A 20660-nucleotide genomic window follows, 5' to 3' on the forward strand; every position below is an offset into this window, starting at 1 on the left:
AGGGCTACCGCCCGGCTACCGCCTCCTGCGCGAGCGCCCACCGGTAGCCCTCGTCGCGCGCGATCAGCTCGGCGTGGGTGCCGCGTGCGAGCACGGTCGCGGGGCTCTCGGGGTCGGCGTCGTCGGTCCGGCCGAGGAGCAGCACCTCGTCGGCCGCGGCGAGCGCCGAGAGCCGGTGGGTCGCGACGACCACGCCTCGCCCGCCCGTCCGGGTGGTCTCCACGAGGTGGGTGAGCAGCTCGTCGGCGGTCGCCGGGTCGAGGTGCTCGGCGGGCTCGTCGACGAGCAGCAGGGGAGCGGGGGCCAGCAGGGCTCGCGCCACGAGGAGCCGACGGCGCTCCCCGCCCGAGATGGTCGTCGCGTCCGGTCCGAGGGTCGTGCCGACGCCGTCGGGCAGTCCCGCGAGCCACTCGCCGAGCCCGACCTCGATCAGCGCGGCCTCGGCCTCGTCCGGGGTGACGTCGCCGCGGGCGACGCGCAGGTTCTCGAGCAGCGTGGTGTCGAAGACGTGCCCGTCCTCGGCGACGAAGACGACCTGGTGCGCGACGTCGTCGGGCGGCAGGGACGAGATCGGGGAGCCGTCGAGGCTCACGTGTCCCGCGACCTGCGGGATGAGACCCGCGGTCGTCATGAGCAGGGTCGTCTTGCCGACGCCCGAGGGGCCCACGATCGCGACCGCCCGCCCGGGGCTGACCGTGAGGTCGATCCCGGTCACCGCTGCGCGACCGTTCCAGCCGCACGAGGCGCCGGCCACGGTGACCTCGGGGACTGGGGCCACGGCTTCCGAGGTGTCAGAAGTGGCCCGGGGGATGGCCCGGTGTGCTTCTGACAACCTGGTGTCGCCAGCATGCGTGTCAGAAGTGGACCCGGGCGTCGCCCGGTGTGCTTCTGACAGGTCAGCGGGGCCGGGGTTCGTGGCAGAGACCGCGGTGGACCCGGTGGACCCGGTGGTCCCGTCGTTCCCCGCGAGCACCTCGGTCCCGGCCGCCGCGTCGAGCAGCTCCATGATGCGCCGCGCGGCCTGGCGCGACCGGTGCATCTGCACGGCTGCGGCGGGCAGCACGCCCGCGGCCTCGAACACCGCGAGCGGCGTCAGGACGATCACGGCGAGCTCGACCGGAGCCAGGGTCCCCGCCGCGACCGCCGGGATGCCGAGCAGCAGCGACGCGAGCACGGCGAGCCCGATCGCGGCGTTGTTGATCGCGGCGGCCGTGCCCGAGGTCCGTGCCCCGGAGTCGGTCACCGCGGCGAGCTCACGGTCGGTGCGCCGCAGCGCGTCCATGCGCTGGGAGAGCCGACCCGAGACCGTGAGCGGTCCCGAGCCCTCGAGCGTCTCGAGCACCGTGGACGTCATCTCGGCGCGGGCGGCCGCGCCGCGCTCCTCGGTGCGGCGCGCGGCCCGCGCGGAGAGCCACGGGCCCAGGACGCCTGCGAGCAGGAGGCACAGGAACAGGGCGACGCCCGCCGAGGGCAGGAACACCCCGACCAGGATCACCGAGCCCGCGGACACCACGAGGGCCACGCCCGCGGGGATGATCGCGCGCACGACGACGTCGCCCACCGAGTCGACGTCGGCGCCCACGCGCGCGAGCAGGTCGCCGCGACGGACACCCGCGACCGCGGCTGTCCGCCCGGAGGCCAGCGAGGTGTAGACGTTGGCGCGGAGCGAGGCCATGCCGCGCAGCGCGACGTCGTGCGAGGCCAGTCGCTCGAGGTAACGGAACACCCCGCGCGAGATACCGAACGCGCGCACGGCCACGGTAGCGACCGAGAGCTGGAGCACGGGAGGCATCTGCGAGGCGCGCGCGATGAGCCACGCCGCGACGGCCGCGAGCCCGACCGAGCTGGCCAGCGCGAGCGAGCCCAGCCCGATCGCGCGCGCGGCGCGTCCCCAGCTCACGTCGAGGAGCCGCACCGCGCGCCACAGGGGATCGGCGCCCGCGCCGTCGGCCGTGCCGGCGCCGCGGACGGGAGAGTCGCGGGACGTGTCGAGGGCGCTCATGCGACGGCTCCAGACGAGGTGGGTGAGGAGGTGGGAGCGTCGGCAGCATCGCCGGGGGTCGGGGGCAGCGCGGCCGAGGAGACCGTCACGACCTGGTCGGCGAGGTCGACGAGGCTCGTGCGGTGCGCGACCACCACGACCGTGCGTCCCTGGTCGCGCCAGGCCCGGACGGCGTCGAGCACGGCGCGCTCGCCGCGCGCGTCGAGGTGCGCCGTGGGCTCGTCGAGCACCACGAGCGGCACGCGCGACGGGTCGCCCAGCAGGGCCGCGGTGAGGGCCACGCGCTGACGCTGGCCCACGCTGAGCCCCACGCCGCCCTGGCCGATCGGGGTCGCCCAGCCCTCGGGCAGGACGTCCAGCACGGCGTCGAGCCCCGAGAGCCGCGCGGCCTCCGCGAGGTCGTCGTCGGAGACCTCGCGCCCGTCGAGCACGACCTCGCGCACAGTTCCCGGCGTGAGCGTGGGCCGCTGGGGCACCCACGCGACCTGCGGCCACCACGTGGCAGGGTCGATCTCTGCGAGGTCGACGGGCTCGCCGTCGCGAGGGGTCACCACGACGCGCCCGGCGTCGGGCGCGAGCAGGCCGAGCAGGACCAGCGCCGTGGTCGTCTTGCCGGACCCGCTGGGCCCGGTCAGGGCCACCACCGTGCCCGACGACGGAGCGCCCGACGCGGAGCCCGCCTCGCCGGCAGCGGAGCCGAACGTCGTCGTGAGCGCCGCGGGGGCGAGCACGTCGCGGTCTCCCGCGCGCACGCTCACCCCCTCGAACGTGATCCGAGCACCGGCCAGGGAGGGCGCGGGCGTGGTGCCGACGGGACGCAGCGGTTCGTCGAGCACCTCGAACGCCTGGTTGGCCGCGGCGATCCCGTCGGTCGAGGCGTGGAAGTGCATCCCGACCTGGCGCAGCGGCAGGTAGACCTCGGGGGCCAGCACCAGTACCGCGAGCGCGGGCTCGAGCCCGACCTCGCCGTACACGAGGCGCAGCCCGATCCCGACCGCGACGAGCGCGACCGACAGGGTCGTGAGCAGCTCGAGGACCATGCCGGACAGGAACGCGACGCGCAGCGTCCCCATGGTGGCCCGGCGGTTGGCGTCGCCGAGCGCCCTGACCCGCTTCTCGGGCCCGTGCTCGCGACCGAAGGCGCGCAGCGTCGGCAGCCCGGCCATGAGGTCGAGCACCTGGGAGCCCAGGCGCTGCATGACCTCGAGCCGCCGTTCGGACGTCCCCGCCGTGAGCTGGCCGACGAGGATCATGAAGACCGGGATGAGGGGGATCGTGACCGCGATGATGATCGCGGAGATCCAGTCGAGACCCAGGACCACCGCGAGCGTCGCGGGGGTCACGGTCGCCGCGAGCAGGAGCTGCGGCAGGTACCTGACCATGTACGGCTCGAGGTCGTCGAGCCCGCGCGTCGCGAGCGTCGCGACCGCCGGACCGCGGCCGGTCGCCAGCCAGCGGGGGCCCAGGGCCACCGCATGGCTGACGACCTGCTCGCGGAGCTCCGCGACCGTCTTCGTGGCGGCCTTGAGCGCGAACCGCTCCTGCGCCCACGCGACCCCGGCGCGCACCGCCACGACCGCAGCGAGCAGCGCGAGGGGAGTGCCGACGTCGGGCAGCGAGAGGCTGCCCTGGATCGCGGGGGCCAGGACGCTCGCGATGAGCAGCGCCTGCGCCACGACGAGCCCGGCCGTCACGAGGCCGAGCACCGCCGTGAGCACGACGTACCCGCGGGCCGCCCGCGCCTGGCGCAGGAGCCGTGGATCGAGGGGCTTCACTCGGAGGTGTCCCCGGTGCCGCGCTTGCGCGAGCCCGACGACGTCGCGCCCGTCCCGGCGTCCTTCTCGTCCTCGGCGGGGGTCAGGTCGAGCGACCTGGCACTGCCCGACGACGGGCCACCGAACGCGGCGTCCTTGATCTTGGTGAGCGACAGGCCGATGGGCGGCGGGATGTCCTTGGTCGAGAGGCGGCGACGGAACACCCAGTAGGTCCACGACTGGTAGAGCAGCACGACCGGGACGAGGATCACGGCGACCCAGGTCATGACGGTCAGCGTGTACTGCGTCGAGGACGCGTTGTCGATGTTCAGCGAGTTCGCGGGGTCGTGGGCCGGCATCACGTCGGGGTACATGGACCCGAAGATCAGGACGGTCGCCGCGAGGATCGCGAGCGCGGAGAACAGGAACGCCCAGCCCTCACGCGCCTTGGCGTTGGCGATCACGACGCCGACCAGGGCGAGAGCCGCGACGACGACCGCTGCCCACGTCCACGGCACCGAGTAGGCGACCTGGGCCCACACGGCCCAGCCGCCGGCCACGACGACCGCGGCGACCGAGAAGTACCCGGCCAGGCGGCGCGCCTTGACCCGCACCTCGCCGTCGGTCTTGAGGGCGATGAAGACCGCACCGTGCATGAGGAACAGCACGAGCGTCGTGAGGCCTCCGAGGAGCGCGAAGGGGCTGAGCAGTGCCCAGAATCCGCCGATGTACTGGTGCGCAGCGTCGAGCTCGACCCCGCGCACGAGGTTGGCGAACGCGACGCCCCACAGGATCGCGGGGATCCACGAACCGAAGATGATCGCCTGGTCGCAGCGCGCCCGCCAGCGGTCGTCGTTGATCTTCCCGCGGTACTCGAACGCGACACCGCGCACGATGAGCGCGAGGAGGATCAGCAGCAGCGGGATGTAGAAGCCCGAGAACAGCGTCGCGTACCACTCGGGGAACGCCGCGAACGTCGCGCCACCCGCCGTGATGAGCCAGACCTCGTTGCCGTCCCAGACCGGGCCGATCGTGTTGATGATGAGCCGGCGCTCGGTGTCCTGCTTCGCCTTGTCCTTGTTGCGGGACAGGATCGGCATGAGCATGCCGACACCGAAGTCGAATCCTTCGAGGACCAGGTAGCCGATCCACAGGATCGCGATGAGCACGAACCAGAGAATGGTGAGTTCCATGAGTACTGGGTCTCCTTGAGCCGTCAGAGCGCGTCAGTACGCGAAGGACAGGGGGCGTTCGGACTCGTCGGTCGAGTCCGGGTCGTCGGGGTCGCCCTTGGCGCGCGCCTCGGGGGAGTCGTCGTGCACGGTCTCCGGCACGCCCTCGACCGTGTAGCGGTGGATGAGCTTGAACCAGACGACCGCGAGGGCCCCGTAGACGAGCGTGAAGACGATCATGGAGGTCAGCACCACGCCCGGGCCGACGACCGTGGACACGCCGCGCTCGGTGAGCAGGCGGATCGAGTCGATGCCTGACGGGTTGGGGGCCACGACCCACGGCTGACGTCCGGTCTCGGTGAAGATCCAGCCGAACGACGACGCGATGAACGGCATGGGGATGGCCCAGATCCCGACGCGCGCGAACCACTTGTTGTCGGTGACCTTGCCCTTGCGGGTGAGCCACAGCGCCATGAGCGAGAGCGCGATCGAGCCGACCGCGAACCCGATCATGAGGCGGAAGCTCCAGTAGGTCAGGCCGAGGTTGGGGGAGTAGTTGACCGGCTCGCCGTCCGCGGTGACGTCGCCGTAGCGCTCGGTCATGGACTGCTGGACCTCGTCGACGCCCGGCAGCGGGGCCGTGAAGCTGCCCTTGGCGAGGAACGACGTCATGCCGGGGATCTCGAGGATGTGGTTGACGCCCTCGCACGAGTCGGACAGGTCGCCGATCGCGAGGATGGAGAACGGCGCGCCGTCGGGAGAGCTCTCGCACAGGGCCTCGGCGGCTGCCATCTTCATGGGCTGCTGCTGGAACATCAGCTTGGCCTGGAAGTCACCGCTGACCGCGACGCCGAGCCCCGCGATGATCATGGTGATGACGCCGAGCGTGATCGCCGGACGGTAGACGCTGCGGGCGAGCTCGATGTTCTCGGCCTTCTTGGTGCGCACCAGACGGACCATCCACCACGCGGCGATGCCGGCCACGAACGTGCCCGCGGTGAGGAACGCAGCGGCCACGGTGTGCGGGAACGCCGCCCACAGCGTGTTGTTCGTGAGCACCGCGCCGATGTCGTTCATCTCGGCACGGCCGGTCTCGGGGTTGTAGATGGTCCCGACCGGGTGCTGCATCCACGAGTTGGCCGCGAGGATGAAGAACGCGGAGAGGTTCACGGCGATCGCGACGGCCCAGATGCACGCGAGGTGCACGCGCTTGGACAGGCGGTCCCAGCCGAAGATCCACAGGCCGAGGAAGGTCGACTCGATGAAGAACGCGGCGAGCGCCTCCATGGCGAGCGGGGCACCGAAGACGTCTCCGACGAAGCGCGAGTACTCGCTCCAGTTCATGCCGAACTGGAACTCCTGCACGATCCCCGTCACGACGCCGATCGCGAAGTTGATGAGGAGCAGCTTGCCGAAGAACTTGGTGAGCTTGAGCCACCGCTCGTTCCCCGTGCGGACCCATGCGGTCTGCATGATGGCGACGAGGGGAGCGAGCCCGATCGTCAGCGGCACGAAGATGAAGTGGTAGACGGTCGTGATGGCGAACTGCCACCTCGCGAGATCGAGGACGTCCACAAACGCTCCTGGGGGGTTCCTGGGGGCTACCGGGGGATTCTGAGGGTGAGCTCAGGGCAGGGTCAGCAGTCGTACTCCTGACGCTAGGACCAATCTGCACCATCGGCGAGGCAGGGAAGCGCCAAAACTCTCGGGAAACGACAGTTTGTGAGAACCTTCACAAGGTCCGGATCGGGACCTTGGTCCTCTGGACGACACGGCACCCGACCCTGTACCTGCCCATCTGATCGACCTCGGCTGTGCGATACTTGACCAAGCCGGGGGGACCACATCTCCCACTGGCCCAGTACGTGCTCGTCGCAACCGCGATCCGCGGCTCGCGGAGCGCCGCCGACCGGGATGAATGGCCCGGACGGCGAGGCGCCCCCCGCCGCTCGCCCTTGCTCGAGCCGCCACCGCCGACTTCCGTCGCGGGGACGACAGCGCTGTGATGCGCACGCCCCGGCCGACGACTACCGCCCGAGGGGCCGCACGATGTGGGGGCGATCCTTCGGGGTACCAGGAGCGCATCGCGTGACCCTCGACAACACCCCTGACACGACGAGCCCGTCGAACGGTCAGGACGCAGCACCCGCCAAGAAGCCGGCCCGACGACGGGTCACTCGCACCACGGCGGCCCCCGGCACCCCGGACGCACCGTCCGCAGCCCAGATCACCCTCCCTGCCGTCACGTCGCCCGCTCAGCCGCCCGCGGCGAACCCCTCTGCGCCCACGGGCTCGCTCGGCATCGAGCTGCCCACGGCCGAGGCCGCGCCGCGCCGCTCGCGCCGTGTCGTGCGACCGACCACCACGCCGGTCGAGGCCCCCGCCGCTCCGGCGACCGCGGAGCCCGTCGCCGAGAAGGCTCCCGCGCAGGAGCCGGTCGTCGAGAAGCCTTCCACCGAGAAGGCTGTGTCTGCCCCTGCCGTGCAGGACGCCCCGCCCGCAGCCCCGCGTCGCGGCGGCAAGCGCGGCGCCGCAGCCCGTGCCGCTGCCGACGCGCCCGTGCTGGACGTGCTGTCCGAGCTGGGCCTGGCGCCCGCCGCCGAGCAGGACGCCCCGGCCGAGAAGCCGGCCCGCGCCCGTCGGACCCGCAAGCCTGCCGCGGAGGCCGCCGTCACCGAGGCTGTTGCCCCTGTCGAGACCCCGGCCCCCGAGGTCACTGCTCCCACCGAGCCCGACGCTCCCACCGAGCCCGCCGCACCGCGAGCCGCCACGCGTCGCCGGGCGACGCGTTCGAGCGCTGCCGAGGCGGCACCGGTCGAGGCGCCCGCCGCCGTCGAGGAGCCGGCCGAGGCCGCGCCGGTCGAGAAGGCCCCGGCCAAGCGTCGCCGTGCGACCTCGAAGACGGCCACGACCGCCGCGCCGGCCGAGGCGGTTGCCCCGGTCTCCGAGGCCCCGGCTGCCGAGGCTCCGGCCGAGCCCGCCGCGCCCAAGGTCCGCTCGCGCCGCGTCAACAAGGTCTCCGCGGCCCAGGCTGCTCAGGCCGCTGCCGCTCCCGAGGCCCCCGCCACGGAGTCCGCTCCCGCGCCGTCGACCGCGTCGACCGGCGGCGGCTCCGCGACGCCGCGCCTCGCGACGACCGCGCTGCTCTTCCAGGCTCCCGACCCCGCCGCTGCGCCTCGTCGCTCGCGCCGCGTGGTGCGTCCCACGACGTCCCCGTTCGCGGCGGACGCCATGCCGAGCTTCGCCACGCCGACCGCCCGGACCCCCGAGGAGCCCGCGGCCCCGGCCGAGGCCCCCGCGGCTCGCGTCGAGCCGGCTCGCCGGGCCCCGGTCGCCGAGCAGGCTCCTGAGCCCGCCGTCGAGCAGCGGACGGAGGCTCCGGCGCGCACCCGCGGCGGACGCGGACGTTCTGCCCGTCGTGGCGCGGGGGCTCCCGCGTCAGCCGGCACCACTGCTGCTCCGACCCACCAGCCCGCACCCGAGGCGGCCCCGGACGTCGCACCCGAGGCGGCTCCGGTCGCCGCGGCCGCTGCGGAGATCGTGCTCGTGGGCGCGGACCTCGCCGCTGTCGAGGAGATCGAGCTGATCGAAGCAGAGCTCGTCGCCGAGGGCGTCGAGATCCCGGCCGACGCGCTCGAGCTGGACGACCTCGACCTCGTGGTCGAGGATGACGACGTCGCCGAGCCCGCACCCGCCTCCGACGTCGAGGAGGACGACGCGCCGCGTCGCCGTCGTCGCCGCGGTGGACGCGGTCGCCGTTCGCGCGGTGGCGAGTCGCGAGCCGACGGCACCGAAGGCTCTGACGGTGACGAGTACGGGGACGACGAGTCCTCGCACGAGCAGCAGGCGTCGTCCACCGACGCGACCGACGCGGCCGAGCCCTCGGTCGAGGCCGAGGACCAGCACGACGAGCACACCGACGAGCACGACGGCGAGGAGGGTGCCGGTTCGAGCCGTCGCCGTCGTCGTCGCCGCCGTGGCGGTCGCCCCGAGTCGGGCGACAGCGCGGGCGTCACCGTGACGACCTCGTCGACCCGCACGCGGACCCGCGAGCGCAGCAGCAGCGTGTCGGACGAGGTGACCGCGCTCAAGGGCTCGACGCGCCTCGAGGCCAAGCGCCAGCGCCGTCGCGAGGGCCGCGACGCGGGCCGCCGCCGCCAGATCATCACCGAGGCCGAGTTCCTCGCGCGCCGCGAGTCGGTCGAGCGGGCGATGGTCGTGCGCGAGAAGAACGGTCGCACGCAGATCGCGGTGCTCGAGGACGGCGTGCTCGTCGAGCACTACGTCTCCCAGCAGTCGCAGGTCTCGATGGCCGGCAACGTGTACCTGGGCCGTGTCCAGAACGTGCTGCCCTCCATGGAGGCCGCGTTCATCGACGTGGGCAAGGGCCGCAACGCGGTCCTGTACGCCGGTGAGGTCAACTGGGACGCGGTCGGCCTGGACGGCCAGCCGCGCCGCATCGAGCAGGCGCTCAAGTCGGGCGACTCGGTGCTCGTGCAGGTCACCAAGGACCCGATCGGCCACAAGGGTGCGCGCCTCACGTCGCAGATCACCCTCGCCGGCCGCTACCTCGTGTTCGTCCCCGGCGGCGGCATGACGGGCATCTCGCGCAAGCTCCCGGACACCGAGCGTGCGCGCCTCAAGAAGATCCTCCGCGAGATCGTCCCCGAGGGCTCGGGCGTCATCGTCCGCACCGCCGCCGAGGGGGCGAGCGAGGACGAGCTGCGCGCCGACGTCGAGCGCCTGCAGGGCCAGTGGGAGGCGATCGAGAAGAAGTCGAAGTCGGCCTCTGCCCCGGCGCTGCTCCAGGGCGAGCCCGACCTCGCGATCCGCGTCGTCCGCGACATCTTCAACGACGACTTCAGCTCGCTCGTGGTCTCGGGCGACAACGCCTGGAACGAGATCTCGAGCTACGTCGCCGAGCTCGCGCCGGACCTCAAGGAGCGCGTCTCGCGCTGGACGTCGGAGAAGGACGCCTTCTCGGCGCACCGCGTCGACGAGCAGCTCGCCAAGGGCATGGACCGCAAGGTCTGGCTGCCCTCGGGCGGTTCGCTCGTGATCGACCGCACCGAGGCCATGACGGTCGTCGACGTCAACACGGGCAAGTTCACCGGTTCCGGTGGCACGCTCGAGGAGACCGTGACGCGCAACAACCTCGAGGCCGCCGAGGAGATCGTCCGCCAGCTCCGTCTGCGCGACATCGGCGGCATCATCGTCATCGACTTCATCGACATGGTGCTCGAGTCCAACCGTGACCTCGTGCTCCGTCGCCTGGTCGAGTGCCTGGGCCGTGACCGGACCAAGCACCAGGTCGCCGAGGTCACCTCGCTCGGCCTGGTCCAGATGACCCGCAAGCGCGTGGGGCAGGGCCTGGTCGAGGCGTTCAGCGAGACCTGCGACCACTGCAACGGTCGCGGCTTCATCGTGCACACCGATCCGATCGAGAAGTCGGGCGGCTCGAACAACGGCGGCGGGCAGCAGCACCAGCACGCCCCGGCGCCTGCCGCTCCGGCAGCGGAGGAGCCCGCCGCCGAGGCGGAGGGCTCGCGGTCGCGCTCGCGCCGCAAGCGTGTGACCAAGGAGAGCGCACCGGTCGCCGCGGCTCCCGCGGTGCCGGTCCTGCCCGAGGTCACGTCGGAGGCCCGCGAGGCCGTCAAGGCCACGCTCGCGACGATCGCCGCAGCAGCGGCGCACGCCCACGAGCACGAGCACGACGGCGTCGCACCGGTCGAGGAGACCGTCACCTCGGAGGTCGTCACCGAGACCGAGGTCGTGGGCGTCGACACCGTCCTGACGGACGTCGAGGCCGTGGAGGGCGCCCCGGAGGTCGCCGACGAGGGCCAGTTTCCGGTCTCGGGAGCAGAGTCCGGAGCGGCAGTGGAGCCTGGAGCCGCAGTCGAGCCTGGAACGGCAGTCGAGCCTGGAACGGCAGTCGAGCCTGGAACGACAGTGGAGGCTGACGCCGAGCCGGCCACCGCTGGCGACGAGGCTGCTGGGGAGCCTGCGTCGACGGCTGGGCTGAACGACGAGGAGACGGTCGCGGACGACGAGTCGCGCGACGACTCCTGACCTGCTGAAGGACACGTGACGGCGAGGGACCCGCGGGTGCCGGTCTACGGCGTCGGGCATGCTGCCCGGCTCCGAGGCTGGCGACCCGCGGACCTCGCCGTCTTCCGTGAGTGGCTGCGGCCCCATCACGAGTGGCACGACTGGGACGGGCCGTACTACCCCGTGCCCGACGACGCGCAGGCAGACGCCCGCGTCGCGGCCCTGGCTGCGGCCCCTGCCGGGGCGCCGGACGGGATGCCGCCTCGGACCGTCGTGGTCGCCGACGCCGACGACCGGTTCGTGGGGACCGTCTCCTGGTACTGGGAGTCGCAGGAGACGTCGTGGGCGCGCATGGGCGTCGGGGTCTACGACCCGGCCGTTCGTGGGCGGGGGATCGGGCGCGAGGCGCTCGCCCTGTGGACCACCTACCTGTTCCAGGTGACCGACTGGGGTCGGCTCGACTTCGCGACGTGGTCGGGGAACCTGCCCATGCTGGGGGTCGGACGCAGCCTCGGGTTCGTCGAGGAGGGACGATTCCGCGATGCACGGATCGTGCGCGGGGAGCGGTACGACGCGGTGGTCATGGGGGTGCTCCGCAGCGAGTGGGAAGCACGCGCCTGACCTTCGGCGGGCCCGTGTCGGACGCCGGTGCTGTACTGGCCCGGTGGAGGACGTGAGGCGGGGACGGGTCGAGGTCATCAGCGGGCCCATGTTCGCGGGCAAGACCGAGGAGCTGCTGCGGCGTGTGCGCCGGGCGCAGATCGCGGGGCGCCGCGTCGAGGTCGTGCACCACGAGCTCGACGACCGGCGCGGCGAGGGCGTCGTCAGCTCGCACTCCGGTCTGGACATCCCGTCGCGTCCTGCGGGATCGGCAGCCGAGATCCTGGACCGCCTCGACCCGTCGGTCGAGCTCGTGGCGGTCGACGAGGCCCAGTTCTTCGGGCCGGACCTCCTCGACGTCGTGCAGCGCGGTGCCGACGGCGGCCTCGTGATGATCGTCGCGGGCCTCGACGTGACGTTCGACGGCCGGCCGTTCGAGCCCATCCCGGCCCTCGGAGCCCTCGCTGAGCGTGCCGACCGTCTCACGGCCGTCTGCACGGTCTGCGGGGAGGACGCGCCCTTCCACGAGCGCGTCGTCGCCGCCGCGGACGGGGACGCCCTGACTGCGGGTGCGGAGCACGTCGGCGGCCTCGAGTCCTACCAGGCGCGGTGCAGGGTCCACTTCTCGGCGGCGCGCTGGCGTACGGGCACTCCCGGTGCAGCGGCTCCTGACGACCCGACGGTCACGAGCCGATGAGCGGGACAAAGCTGTAGGTGCCGTGCCGGCTCGTGACGGTGCCCGTCAGGTGCTGCTCGACGAGCACCAGGACGTGCTGCACGGGGATCACGAGGCGCCCGCCGATCGCGACCTGGTCGACCAGCTCCTGCGGCAGGACCTGGGCGGCCGCCGACACGAGGATGCGGTCGTAGCCGCCCATCGTCGGGCGCCCCAGGAGTCCTGGCTCTGCGACCTCGATCCGCGCCCAGGACATCGGGTAGCTCGCGAGGTTGGAGGCCCCCCACTCCGCGAGGTCCGGGTCGATCTCGACGCCCACGACGCTGCCACCCGGGCCGACGAGGTGAGCCAGCAGCGCGGTCGTCCACCCCGAGCCCGACCCCACGTCCAGGACGCGCGCCCCGCGCGGCACCTGGAGCAGCCGGAGCGTGTCGGCGACAGTCCGTGGCTGCGAGTTCGTCTGCCCGTGCCCGATCGGCAAGGGTCGGTCGTCGCGCGCGTACGGGCGCTGGTTGCGCGGCAGGAAGCGCCGCCGGTCGATCGCCGACATCGCTGCTGCGACGTCGCGCGCGGTGGTCTCTTGAACCCTGTGACCGTTCGGCACGTCGGATCGCCTCCTCGGGACCTGCTTCCAGGGTAGGACGACGAGGCGCCGGAGGGGCGGGCAGCCGGCCCGGCGGACGGTAGGGTCCCGCACATGACGGGACGGGCAGCGGGCGGGCGCAGTTCGGCGCGGAGGGGACCGGGTGCGGTCGGTCGGGTGCTCGCAGGAGCCGTCGTGTGCGCAGTCGGCACCGGAGCGCGAGCTCGTCGGCTGTGCCGGGGACGCCGTGCCCGTGAAGGGCTGGGGCTACCCGGACGAGTCCGACTGTGGTGAGCCCAAGCCGGGCCTGGTGCCGGGGGCGATCGACGTGCCGGTCGGCTGACCTGCACCGACGTGGTGCGCGAGGCGGGACTCGAACCCGCACGTCCGAAGACACCAGGACCTAAACCTGGCGCGGCTGCCAATTACGCCACTCGCGCGCCCGCACAGTCTACGGGCGCGCGAGGGGTGCGTCGTTCGTCGGCTCGCCGGGTGTGGCACCGGCCCTGACCGGGGCGCTCGGCGACCGCCCCGGACGCCCGGACGCCGACGGGCGGCCTACTTCTTGGGGTCGAGGCCCAGGTCGCGGCGCAGCTTGGCGACGTGGCCCGTGGCCTTGACGTTGTACTGCGCGAGCGCGACCTTGCCCTCGGGGTCGACGACGACGGTCGAGCGGATCACGCCCGTCACGGTCTTGCCGTAGAGCTTCTTCTCGCCCCACGCACCGTAGGCCTCGAGCGTCGCCCTGGATTCGTCGGACGCGAGGGTGAACGTCAGCAGCTCCTCCTCGGCGAACTTCACGAGCTTGGGCAGCGGGTCCGGCGAGATACCGACGACCTGGTAGCCCGCGCCCTGGAGCGAGGCGAGGGAGTCGCGGAAGTCGCACGCCTCCTTGGTGCAGCCGGGCGTCGACGCGGCCGGGTAGAAGTAGACGATCACGGAGCTGCCGCGCAGCTCGGAGAGCGTCACGGAGCCGCCGTCGGCGGTCGGGAGGGTGAAGTCGGGGGCGTCGTCTCCGACGGCAAGGCGCGTGCTCATGGGACTCCTCGGGAAGCGTTCACGGATCCCTCCGAGCGTAGAGGACACCGGTAGCGTGGTGGGCGTGAGCACGACGAACCCCAGCACCAGCGACAGCCCGGCGCCCGAGCCGGCCCCCACCCCGCGCGAGCGCGCCTCCGGGAGCCCGGCGGCGCCGTCGGGCAGCACGCCCGAGCGCCTGCCGCTGCGCATGCTGCACGACCGCCTCCTCGTCCTGCCCGAGGTCGACGCGTCCGAGCGGCAGTCGTCCGCGGGGCTCGTGATCCCCGCCACGGCCGTGGGGCCCAAGCGGCTCGCGTGGGCGCAGGTCGTCGCGACCGGGGAGAACGTCCGGCACGTGCGCCGCGGGGACCGCGTGCTGTTCGACCCCGAGGAGCGCGCCGAGGTCGAGCTGGGCGGCAAGAGCTACGTGCTGCTGCGCGAGAAGGACGTGAGCGCCGTCTCGCAGCCCGAGGAGAGCGACGGCAAGACCGGGCTGTACCTGTAGGTCCGGGAGCGAGGAGAAGCCGGGCGAACCCTGCACGAGGGCGGCTGTCGTGCAGGTCACAGGCCCGCCCGGCCTCCTGATTTGTCTCTACCGGGCCTGTTCAGTAGTGTTTCTTCTCGCGCGCCATTAGCTCAATTGGCAGAGCAGCTGACTCTTAATCAGCGGGTTCATGGTTCGAGTCCATGATGGCGCACCACGATCACGGCCCCGGGGGACGGGGTCGTCGTGACGTCCGACCAGCACCACCGCACCACCCAGCAGTACCAGCGCGCCATTAGCTCAATTGGCAGAGCAGCTGACTCTTAATCAGCGGGTTCATGGTTCGAGTCCATGATGGCGCACCACACGAAGGCCCCTCACCTGCGGAGACGCGGGGAGGGGCCTTCGGCGTTCCCGCCCGCCGCCGCGCGGCCGGCCCCCTCACGCCCTTCCTTGCAGGCCGCTGGTGAGACCCGTTTCACACCCCGTCCGTCGTCGGCTATGGTCACCGGTGTGAACCTGCTCACCGCGCACACCTGGTGGCCCGACCACTGACGGTCGGACGCTGTGGCGTGCTGACCGAGCCCGACGACGGGCGGTCCAGCAGGTCTCCCGGAGTGGATCGCCCGGAACGTGCCCCCGCACGTGCCCATCCACGAAGGAGAGTCCCTTGACGACGTCCCCCGTCTCCACCCCCGCGGCGCCCTCGGCCCCCGCGACCCCGACCGCGCGCTCGCTCGAGCCGCTCGGTGTCGAGATCCCCTCCACCGTCCCGACCCACTGGTACAACCTCAACGCGGACCTGCCCGAGCCCGTGCCGCCGCACCTGCACCCCGGCACGCTCGAGCCGCTCGTGCCCGCGGACCTGGCCCCGCTGTTCCCCATGGCGCTCATCGAGCAGGAGGTCAGCACCGAGCGCTACATCGAGATCCCGCAGACGATCCGTGAGATCTATGCGATGTGGAGGCCCGCGCCGCTCATCCGCGCACACCGCCTCGAGCGCGAGCTCGGCACGCCCGCCCGCATCTACTACAAGTACGAGGGCGTGAGCCCGGTCGGCTCGCACAAGCCGAACACGGCGATCGCGCAGGCGTACTACAACGCGATCGAGGGCACGACGCGGCTCACGACCGAGACGGGCGCGGGGCAGTGGGGGGCCTCGCTCTCGATGGCCGCGGCCCTGCTCGGCCTGACGTGCGAGGTGTGGCAGGTCCGCGCGTCGTACGACTCCAAGCCGTACCGCCGCTTCCAGATGGAGGCCTACGGGGGCGTGTGCCACTCGTCGCCCTCGGAGCTGACGGCGTCGGGGCGTGCGATCCTCGCGAGCGACCCGGACACCACGGGCTCGCTCGGCATGGCGATCAGCGAGGCCGTCGAGGTCGCGGCGCAGGACCCGCAGGCGCACTACTCGCTCGGCAGCGTGCTCAACCACGTGATGCTGCACCAGACGGTCATCGGGCAGGAGGCCCTGGTCCAGCTCGAGGAGGCGGGCGAGACGGGTGCGGACGTCGTGTTCGGCTGTGCGGGCGGCGGGTCGAACCTCGCGGGGCTCACGTTCCCGTTCCTGGGGCGCAACCTGCGCGAGGGCACGACGACGCGGCTCGTCGCGTGCGAGCCCGCGGCCTGCCCGTCTCTCACCCAGGGTGAGTACCGCTACGACCACGGTGACGTCGCGGGGCTCACGCCGCTGCTCAAGATGCACACGCTCGGCAAGGACTTCGTGCCGCCCGCCATCCACGCGGGCGGCCTGCGCTACCACGGCATGTCGCCCATGGTGTCGCACGCCGTGAACCTGGGGCTCATGGACGCGGTCGCGATCGACCAGGACGAGGCGTTCCGGGCGGGGCTCGAGTTCGCCCGGTCCGAGGGCATCATCCCGGCGCCCGAGTCGACGCACGCGGTCGCGGCGGCGATCGCCTACGCGCGCACGGTCACGGAGCCCGAGGTCGTCGTGATCGGGCTGTCGGGCAACGGCCAGCTCGACCTGCCGGCGTACGCGCAGTACGTGTGACGTCGTCGGGCGGCGAGCGCTCGGGCGGGGCCGCCCGTTCCGCCCTCGCTGCCGCCGGCGCCGTCGAGGCGTAGCCCCCCGCGCGTGAGGCGGGCCTCCAGGAGGCTGCCTCACGCGCGCCCGGGGTCCGCCCCGGGGCCCGCCTAGACTTGTCGGGTGCCCGAGACCCTCGACGAAGCCCGCGAGCAGGGCTTCCGTACCGACATCGTGTCCTTCGTCCGTCGCAGCGGCCGCCTCAACCCTCGCCAGCAGCGCGCGTGGGACGAGCACGCCGCGCAGCTCGTCGTCGACGTCCCGCGCGCGGAGGCCCGGACCTCCGTGGACCCGGCCTACGTGCTCGACGTCGCCGCGACGTTCGGTCGCGAGGCTCCGCTCGTGGTCGAGGTCGGGTCGGGCCTGGGCGAGGCCGTGGTCCACGCGGCCGAGGCGACCCCGGAGCGTGACTTCCTGGCCGTCGAGGTCTACACGCCCGGGCTCGCGCAGACCGTGCTGCGGGCGACCCAGCGCGGGCTGACGAACGTGCGCCTGCTGCAGGCCAACGCGGCCGAGGTGCTCACCACGACGCTCCCCGAGGGATCGGTCGACGAGCTGTGGGTCTTCTTCCCGGACCCGTGGCACAAGGCCCGGCACCACAAGCGTCGCCTCGTCACGCCCTCGCTCGCGGAGCTCGCTGCGCGCGCGATCCGCCCCGGCGGCACGTGGCGGCTCGCGACCGACTGGGCCGAGTACGCCGACCAGATGCTCGAGGTCATCGGAGCGAACCCGTCGTTCGTCAACGTCCACGGGGTCGGGGCGGTCGCGCCGCGCTTCGAGGGGCGCGTGCGCACGAGCTTCGAGGGCAAGGGGCACGCCGCGGGCCGCTCCATCACGGACCTGGAGTTCCGCCGGGTCTGAGTGCGGCTCGGGCCGGTCCGGCAGGGCGCGCTCCCGCCAGAAGTGAGCGGCCGCCCCTGACCGGCGCCGATCAGGGGCGAGAATGCGCTTCTCGGCGAGGGGCCGCGCGACCTAGGCTCCGGTCATGCCTACGACCTCCCTGCCCGACGGCGCCGCTCACCCCGGTCAGCCGGCTCCCGTCCTGGTCGTCACGGGGGCCATGGCCTCCGGGAAGTCGACCGTCGCCGAGGCCCTGGCCCGCTCGTTCCCGCTCGCGGCGCACGTGCGCGGCGACATGTTCCGGCGCTTCGTCGTGAGCGGCCAGGCCTCGATGGACCCGCCGCTCTCGCCCGCTGCGCGCGCCCAGCTCGACCTGCGGCAGTCCCTCGCGGCCCACGCCGCGGACACCTACGCGGCCGCGGGGATCACCGCCGTGGTCCAGGACATCCTCCTGGGGCCCGACCTGGCCCGGTTCACGGCGAGCCTGCGCACCCGGCCGCGCTACGCCGTCGTGCTGACGCCCGACGCCGCGACCCTCGCGGCGCGCGACGCCGCCCGGCACAAGCAGGCCTACGGTGCCTGGACCCCCGAGGAGTTCGCCGAGGCCGCTCGCGAGACCCCGGGCGGGCTGCGCCTCGACACGACGGGGTGGACCGTCGCCCAGACGGTCGCGCAGATCCTCGACCGTCTCGACGAGGCGCGCGTCGCCTGAGCGGTGCCGGCCGCCGGGTCGACCAGCGGTTCGCCGCGGCCCGCCCCGCCGCTCGGCGAGCCGACCGCCCGACGCGCAGCCCCGCGCCCTCCGGGTCACGATGGGAGGCATGAGCAGCAGCGACCCCCGGACCCAGGCCACCCCCGACGAGACGTTCGACGTGATCGTGATCGGCGGTGGGCCCGTCGGCGAGAACGCGGCCGACCGCGCGAGCCGCACGGGCCTGAGCGTGGCCGTCGTCGAGGCCGAGCTCGTCGGCGGCGAGTGCTCCTACTGGGCGTGCATGCCGTCCAAGGCGCTGCTGCGCCCCGGAGCAGCGCTCGCGGCCGCTCGCGCCGTGCCGGGCGTCGAGGCGAGTCCCACGCTCGACCCCGCCCCGATCCTGGCGCGCCGCGACGAGATGGTCTCGCACTGGGACGACTCGGGTCAGGTCCAGTGGCTCGACGGCGCCGGTATCTCGCTCGTGCGCGGCCTGGGGCGCCTGGTCGGGCCGAGGCTCGTCGAGGTCAGCCCCGAGGACCCCGACGCCGACGTCGACGACCTCCCCGCGACCCGGCTGCTCGCGGCGCGGCACGCCGTGATCGTCGCGACGGGCAGCGTGCCCGTCCTGCCCGACACTCCCGGCCTCGCCGAGACCGACCCGTGGAGCAGCCGCGAGGCGACGAGCGTGCAGGACGTCCCGGCCTCGCTGGTCGTGATCGGCGGGGGAGTGGTGGGGGTCGAGATGGCCACGGCCTTCACCGACCTCGGGTCGAAGGTCACGCTGCTCTCGCGCGGCCGTCTGCTCGGGCGCTCGGAGCCCTTCGCGAGCGAGGCCGTCGCGGCGGGCCTGCGGGCGATCGGGGTGGACGTCCGGCTGGGGGTCAGCGTCACGGGAGCGACGTCCCTGCCCGACGGCGGAGCGCGCCTCGCGTACGACGGCCCCCAGGGCAGGGGATCGGTCGCGGGCGCGCAGGTGCTCGTCGCGACCGGCCGGGTGCCGCGCACGGGGGACCTGGGGGTCGAGGCGGTCGGGCTCGAACCCGGGAAGGGTCTCGCGGTCGACGACCAGCTCGAGGTCCAGGGCGTCGAGGGCGGCTGGCTCTTCGCGTGCGGCGACGTGACGGGACGGGTCGCGACCACGCACCAGGGCAAGTACGAGGGCAGGGTCGTCGGCGACGTGGTCGCGGCGCGGTTCGGGAAGGTCCGGCCCGAGGAGGCACGGGCCGCGGGGGCGAGCGGCTCGGCGGGCCAGGCCCCCGAGCCCCCCGAGCCCTGGAGCCGCTATGCCGCGACCGCGGACCACGGAGCCAAGACGCAGGTGGTGTTCACGCGTCCCGAGGTCGCGTCCGTGGGGCTGACCGAGGCCGAGGCGAAGAAGGCGGGCCTGCCGGTCCGTGCGGTGTCCTACAAGCTCGGGTCGGTGTCCGGGGCCGTGCTCGTGGCCGAGGGCTACGAGGGGACCGCGCAGATCGTGGTCGACACCGAGCGCCAGGTGATCGTGGGCGCGACGTTCGTGGGCCCGGACGCGGCGGAGATGCTGCACGCCGCGACCATCGCGATCGTCGGGCAGGTGCCGCTTGCACGCTTGTGGCACGCTGTGCCCGCCTACCCGACGATCAGCGAGGTCTGGCTACGGCTGCTCGAGACCTACGGCTTGTGACCGTCTGCCGCGAGCAGCCGCCTACTCGTCAGCCGAGCTGGCCGTCCGAGGAGAACACGAGGCCGAGAACGATCTCGCCCTGCAGGAGGGCGGCCTTGGTCAGCGGGCCGCCCACGTCGAGGTTGACGAAGTTGGTGATGTTGAGCCCGTACTTCTCCTCGAGACCGGGCTCGCAGAACGCGCGCTCGGGGCACTCGGGCCCGGCCCCCAGCGTGATGCCCCCGGGGCAGGCCTCGGCGAGCTCGCTCAGCGTCGAGACGTCGTGCTCCTCGGCGAAGGCCGTCGTGACGGCGAACGCGTTCTGGTCCTGGGCCGACGACGGCTCGCCGAACGTCAGGCCCTTCTGCGCACCGAGCTCACGCAGGGCCGCGACCGTGGTGTCCAGGTCGCCGCTCGCGAGGGGTTCGGCGTCGGGGCCGTTGATCTCCTTGTTGAGGAACTCGGTGAGCGTGCCCACGTACTCGGGGAACACGCTCAGCTGGCCCGACTCGAGCGCGGGCAGGTACGTCTCGCGCGCGTCGACGGTCTGCACCGTGACGTCGTACCCGCCCGAGCGCAGCACGGCCGCGTAGATCTCCGCGAGCGTCGTGCTCTCGGAGAAGTTCGCGGCCCCCACGACCAGGGACGTGCCCGTCCCCGGGGTGTCCTGGGCCGCGAGGCCCTCGTCCTCGACGAACTTCTGGGCCACCTGGGAAGAGGTCTGCCGCTCGACGTCGACGGCCTTGTTGAGCGCGATGAGCTTGTCGGTCGTCAGGGCTGCGGACACGGTGTCGAGGAGCTCGAGGACCGCGGGCTGGTTCGCCACCGCGGCGGCGTTCGCCGCAGGGATGATGTTGTCGACCGTCTGGAGGTGCTTGTCGTCCTCCAGGACGACGAGCGCGTCGCCCGCGACCGGTTCGCACGCGGCGCCGCTCGCTGTGGACGTCGAACCGCCGGAGGTGTTCCCTCCGGTACCGGAGGAGCCGGCCTCGCCGCACGCCGCGAGGGCCAGGACGAGGAGGGCGGAAGCGGACAGGGTGCGAAGGGTGGTGGATCGCCGTGACATGTGTGTCGGGGCCTCTCGATCGTCGGCTCGCACGGACA

At 73.0% G+C, this 20660-nt stretch carries 16 protein-coding genes and 3 tRNA genes; 11 read left to right on the top strand and 8 right to left on the bottom strand.

Annotated elements, in window-relative coordinates:
- Positions 1–4: 4 nt before the first annotated feature.
- From ACIPWA_RS03175 to ACIPWA_RS03190, 4 genes are read right to left on the bottom strand one after another with little or no spacing between them, the layout of a single operon-like run.
- Positions 5–2002, bottom strand: coding sequence for an amino acid ABC transporter ATP-binding/permease protein (locus tag ACIPWA_RS03175; RefSeq protein WP_400288061.1), 1998 nt, complete (start codon positions 2000–2002; stop codon positions 5–7).
- The gene (gene cydD, locus ACIPWA_RS03180; protein WP_400288063.1) at positions 1999–3777 is read right to left on the bottom strand and encodes a thiol reductant ABC exporter subunit CydD; all 1779 of its coding nucleotides are present in this window, start codon (positions 3775–3777) and stop codon (positions 1999–2001) included. The genes ACIPWA_RS03175 and cydD overlap by 4 nt, the downstream gene beginning before the upstream one ends.
- Positions 3774–4949 (bottom strand): cytochrome d ubiquinol oxidase subunit II, encoded by a 1176-nt coding sequence (gene cydB / locus ACIPWA_RS03185; RefSeq protein WP_400288065.1) that lies wholly within the window; start codon positions 4947–4949, stop codon positions 3774–3776. Before cydB ends, cydD begins: the two co-directional genes overlap by 4 nt.
- 33 nt (positions 4950–4982) lie before the next feature.
- Entirely contained in the window at positions 4983–6503 is a 1521-nt protein-coding gene (locus tag ACIPWA_RS03190) for a cytochrome ubiquinol oxidase subunit I (protein WP_056648478.1), read from the bottom strand.
- A 513-nt stretch (positions 6504–7016) separates the two neighbouring features.
- Here ACIPWA_RS03190 and ACIPWA_RS03195 point away from each other — a divergent pair.
- Genes ACIPWA_RS03195 through ACIPWA_RS03205 form a run of 3 tightly spaced genes read left to right on the top strand, consistent with a single transcriptional unit; the run spans position 7017 to position 12273 of the window.
- Positions 7017–10997, top strand: coding sequence for an Rne/Rng family ribonuclease (locus ACIPWA_RS03195; protein WP_400288067.1), 3981 nt, complete (start codon positions 7017–7019; stop codon positions 10995–10997).
- 15 nt (positions 10998–11012) lie between these two features.
- Positions 11013–11597, top strand: a complete 585-nt coding sequence (locus ACIPWA_RS03200; protein ID WP_400288069.1) for a GNAT family N-acetyltransferase — start codon at positions 11013–11015, stop codon at positions 11595–11597.
- Between the two features lie 43 nt (positions 11598–11640).
- Complete coding sequence (locus tag ACIPWA_RS03205; RefSeq protein ID WP_400288071.1) at positions 11641–12273, top strand: thymidine kinase; 633 nt, start codon at positions 11641–11643, stop codon at positions 12271–12273.
- Here the strand turns inward: ACIPWA_RS03205 and ACIPWA_RS03210 are convergent.
- Positions 12260–12856: a protein-L-isoaspartate O-methyltransferase family protein gene (locus ACIPWA_RS03210; RefSeq protein ID WP_318244484.1), complete on the bottom strand. Its 597-nt coding sequence runs from the start codon at positions 12854–12856 to the stop codon at positions 12260–12262. The two genes, ACIPWA_RS03205 and ACIPWA_RS03210, sit on opposite strands and share 14 nt — an antisense overlap.
- A 142-nt stretch (positions 12857–12998) precedes the next feature.
- On the opposite strand from ACIPWA_RS03210, the gene ACIPWA_RS03215 reads away from it, so the two are divergent.
- Positions 12999–13178 carry a hypothetical protein gene (locus ACIPWA_RS03215; RefSeq protein ID WP_400288073.1) on the top strand — a complete coding sequence of 60 codons (180 nt, stop codon included), beginning with the start codon at positions 12999–13001 and terminating at the stop codon, positions 13176–13178.
- Between the two features lie 12 nt (positions 13179–13190).
- Here the strand turns inward: ACIPWA_RS03215 and ACIPWA_RS03220 are convergent.
- Together ACIPWA_RS03220 and bcp are read right to left on the bottom strand one after the other, a co-directional pair.
- A tRNA-Leu gene (locus tag ACIPWA_RS03220) sits at positions 13191–13275 on the bottom strand.
- A 118-nt stretch (positions 13276–13393) separates the two neighbouring features.
- On the bottom strand, positions 13394–13873 hold the full coding sequence (gene bcp / locus ACIPWA_RS03225; protein ID WP_400288075.1) for a thioredoxin-dependent thiol peroxidase: 480 nt from the start codon (positions 13871–13873) through the stop codon (positions 13394–13396).
- A 190-nt stretch (positions 13874–14063) separates the two neighbouring features.
- Between bcp and ACIPWA_RS03230 the strand changes: the two genes are divergently transcribed.
- The 7 genes from ACIPWA_RS03230 (at position 14064) to ACIPWA_RS03260 (ending at position 19577) form a co-directional block, all read left to right on the top strand.
- Positions 14064–14360: a GroES family chaperonin gene (locus ACIPWA_RS03230; RefSeq protein WP_056648953.1), complete on the top strand. Its 297-nt coding sequence runs from the start codon at positions 14064–14066 to the stop codon at positions 14358–14360.
- Between the two features lie 120 nt (positions 14361–14480).
- Positions 14481–14556: transfer RNA gene (locus tag ACIPWA_RS03235), tRNA-Lys, on the top strand.
- 72 nt (positions 14557–14628) lie between these two features.
- A tRNA-Lys gene (locus tag ACIPWA_RS03240) sits at positions 14629–14704 on the top strand.
- 305 nt (positions 14705–15009) lie between these two features.
- The gene (locus ACIPWA_RS03245; protein ID WP_068625718.1) at positions 15010–16350 is read left to right on the top strand and encodes a TrpB-like pyridoxal phosphate-dependent enzyme; all 1341 of its coding nucleotides are present in this window, start codon (positions 15010–15012) and stop codon (positions 16348–16350) included.
- A 156-nt stretch (positions 16351–16506) separates the two neighbouring features.
- Entirely contained in the window at positions 16507–17244 is a 738-nt protein-coding gene (trmB, locus tag ACIPWA_RS03250; RefSeq protein WP_056648487.1) for a tRNA (guanosine(46)-N7)-methyltransferase TrmB, read from the top strand.
- Between the two features lie 124 nt (positions 17245–17368).
- Positions 17369–17935 (top strand): AAA family ATPase, encoded by a 567-nt coding sequence (locus ACIPWA_RS03255; protein WP_056648488.1) that lies wholly within the window; start codon positions 17369–17371, stop codon positions 17933–17935.
- A 109-nt stretch (positions 17936–18044) separates the two neighbouring features.
- The gene (locus ACIPWA_RS03260) at positions 18045–19577 is read left to right on the top strand and encodes a dihydrolipoyl dehydrogenase family protein (protein ID WP_400288078.1); all 1533 of its coding nucleotides are present in this window, start codon (positions 18045–18047) and stop codon (positions 19575–19577) included.
- 28 nt (positions 19578–19605) lie between these two features.
- Here the strand turns inward: ACIPWA_RS03260 and ACIPWA_RS03265 are convergent, their stop codons facing one another.
- Positions 19606–20622: a glycine betaine ABC transporter substrate-binding protein gene (locus ACIPWA_RS03265; protein WP_056648492.1), complete on the bottom strand. Its 1017-nt coding sequence runs from the start codon at positions 20620–20622 to the stop codon at positions 19606–19608.
- Positions 20623–20660 lie beyond the last annotated feature (38 nt).

The organism is Oerskovia enterophila (genome assembly GCF_044748475.1).
Taxonomy (GTDB): domain Bacteria; phylum Actinomycetota; class Actinomycetes; order Actinomycetales; family Cellulomonadaceae; genus Oerskovia; species Oerskovia enterophila.

What these genes read in the sequence shown, in the direction of transcription:
- cydB (WP_400288065.1), bottom strand. Translation starts at nt 4,949, where the DNA reads ATGGAACTCACCATTCTCTGGTTCGTGCTCATCGCGATCCTGTGGATC.
- ACIPWA_RS03230 (WP_056648953.1), top strand. Translation starts at nt 14,064, where the DNA reads ATGCTGCACGACCGCCTCCTCGTCCTGCCCGAGGTCGACGCGTCCGAG.
- ACIPWA_RS03260 (WP_400288078.1), top strand. Translation starts at nt 18,045, where the DNA reads ATGAGCAGCAGCGACCCCCGGACCCAGGCCACCCCCGACGAGACGTTC.
- ACIPWA_RS03265 (WP_056648492.1), bottom strand. Translation starts at nt 20,622, where the DNA reads ATGTCACGGCGATCCACCACCCTTCGCACCCTGTCCGCTTCCGCCCTC.
- ACIPWA_RS03175 (WP_400288061.1), bottom strand. Translation starts at nt 2,002, where the DNA reads ATGAGCGCCCTCGACACGTCCCGCGACTCTCCCGTCCGCGGCGCCGGC.
- bcp (WP_400288075.1), bottom strand. Translation starts at nt 13,873, where the DNA reads ATGAGCACGCGCCTTGCCGTCGGAGACGACGCCCCCGACTTCACCCTC.
- ACIPWA_RS03255 (WP_056648488.1), top strand. Translation starts at nt 17,369, where the DNA reads ATGCCTACGACCTCCCTGCCCGACGGCGCCGCTCACCCCGGTCAGCCG.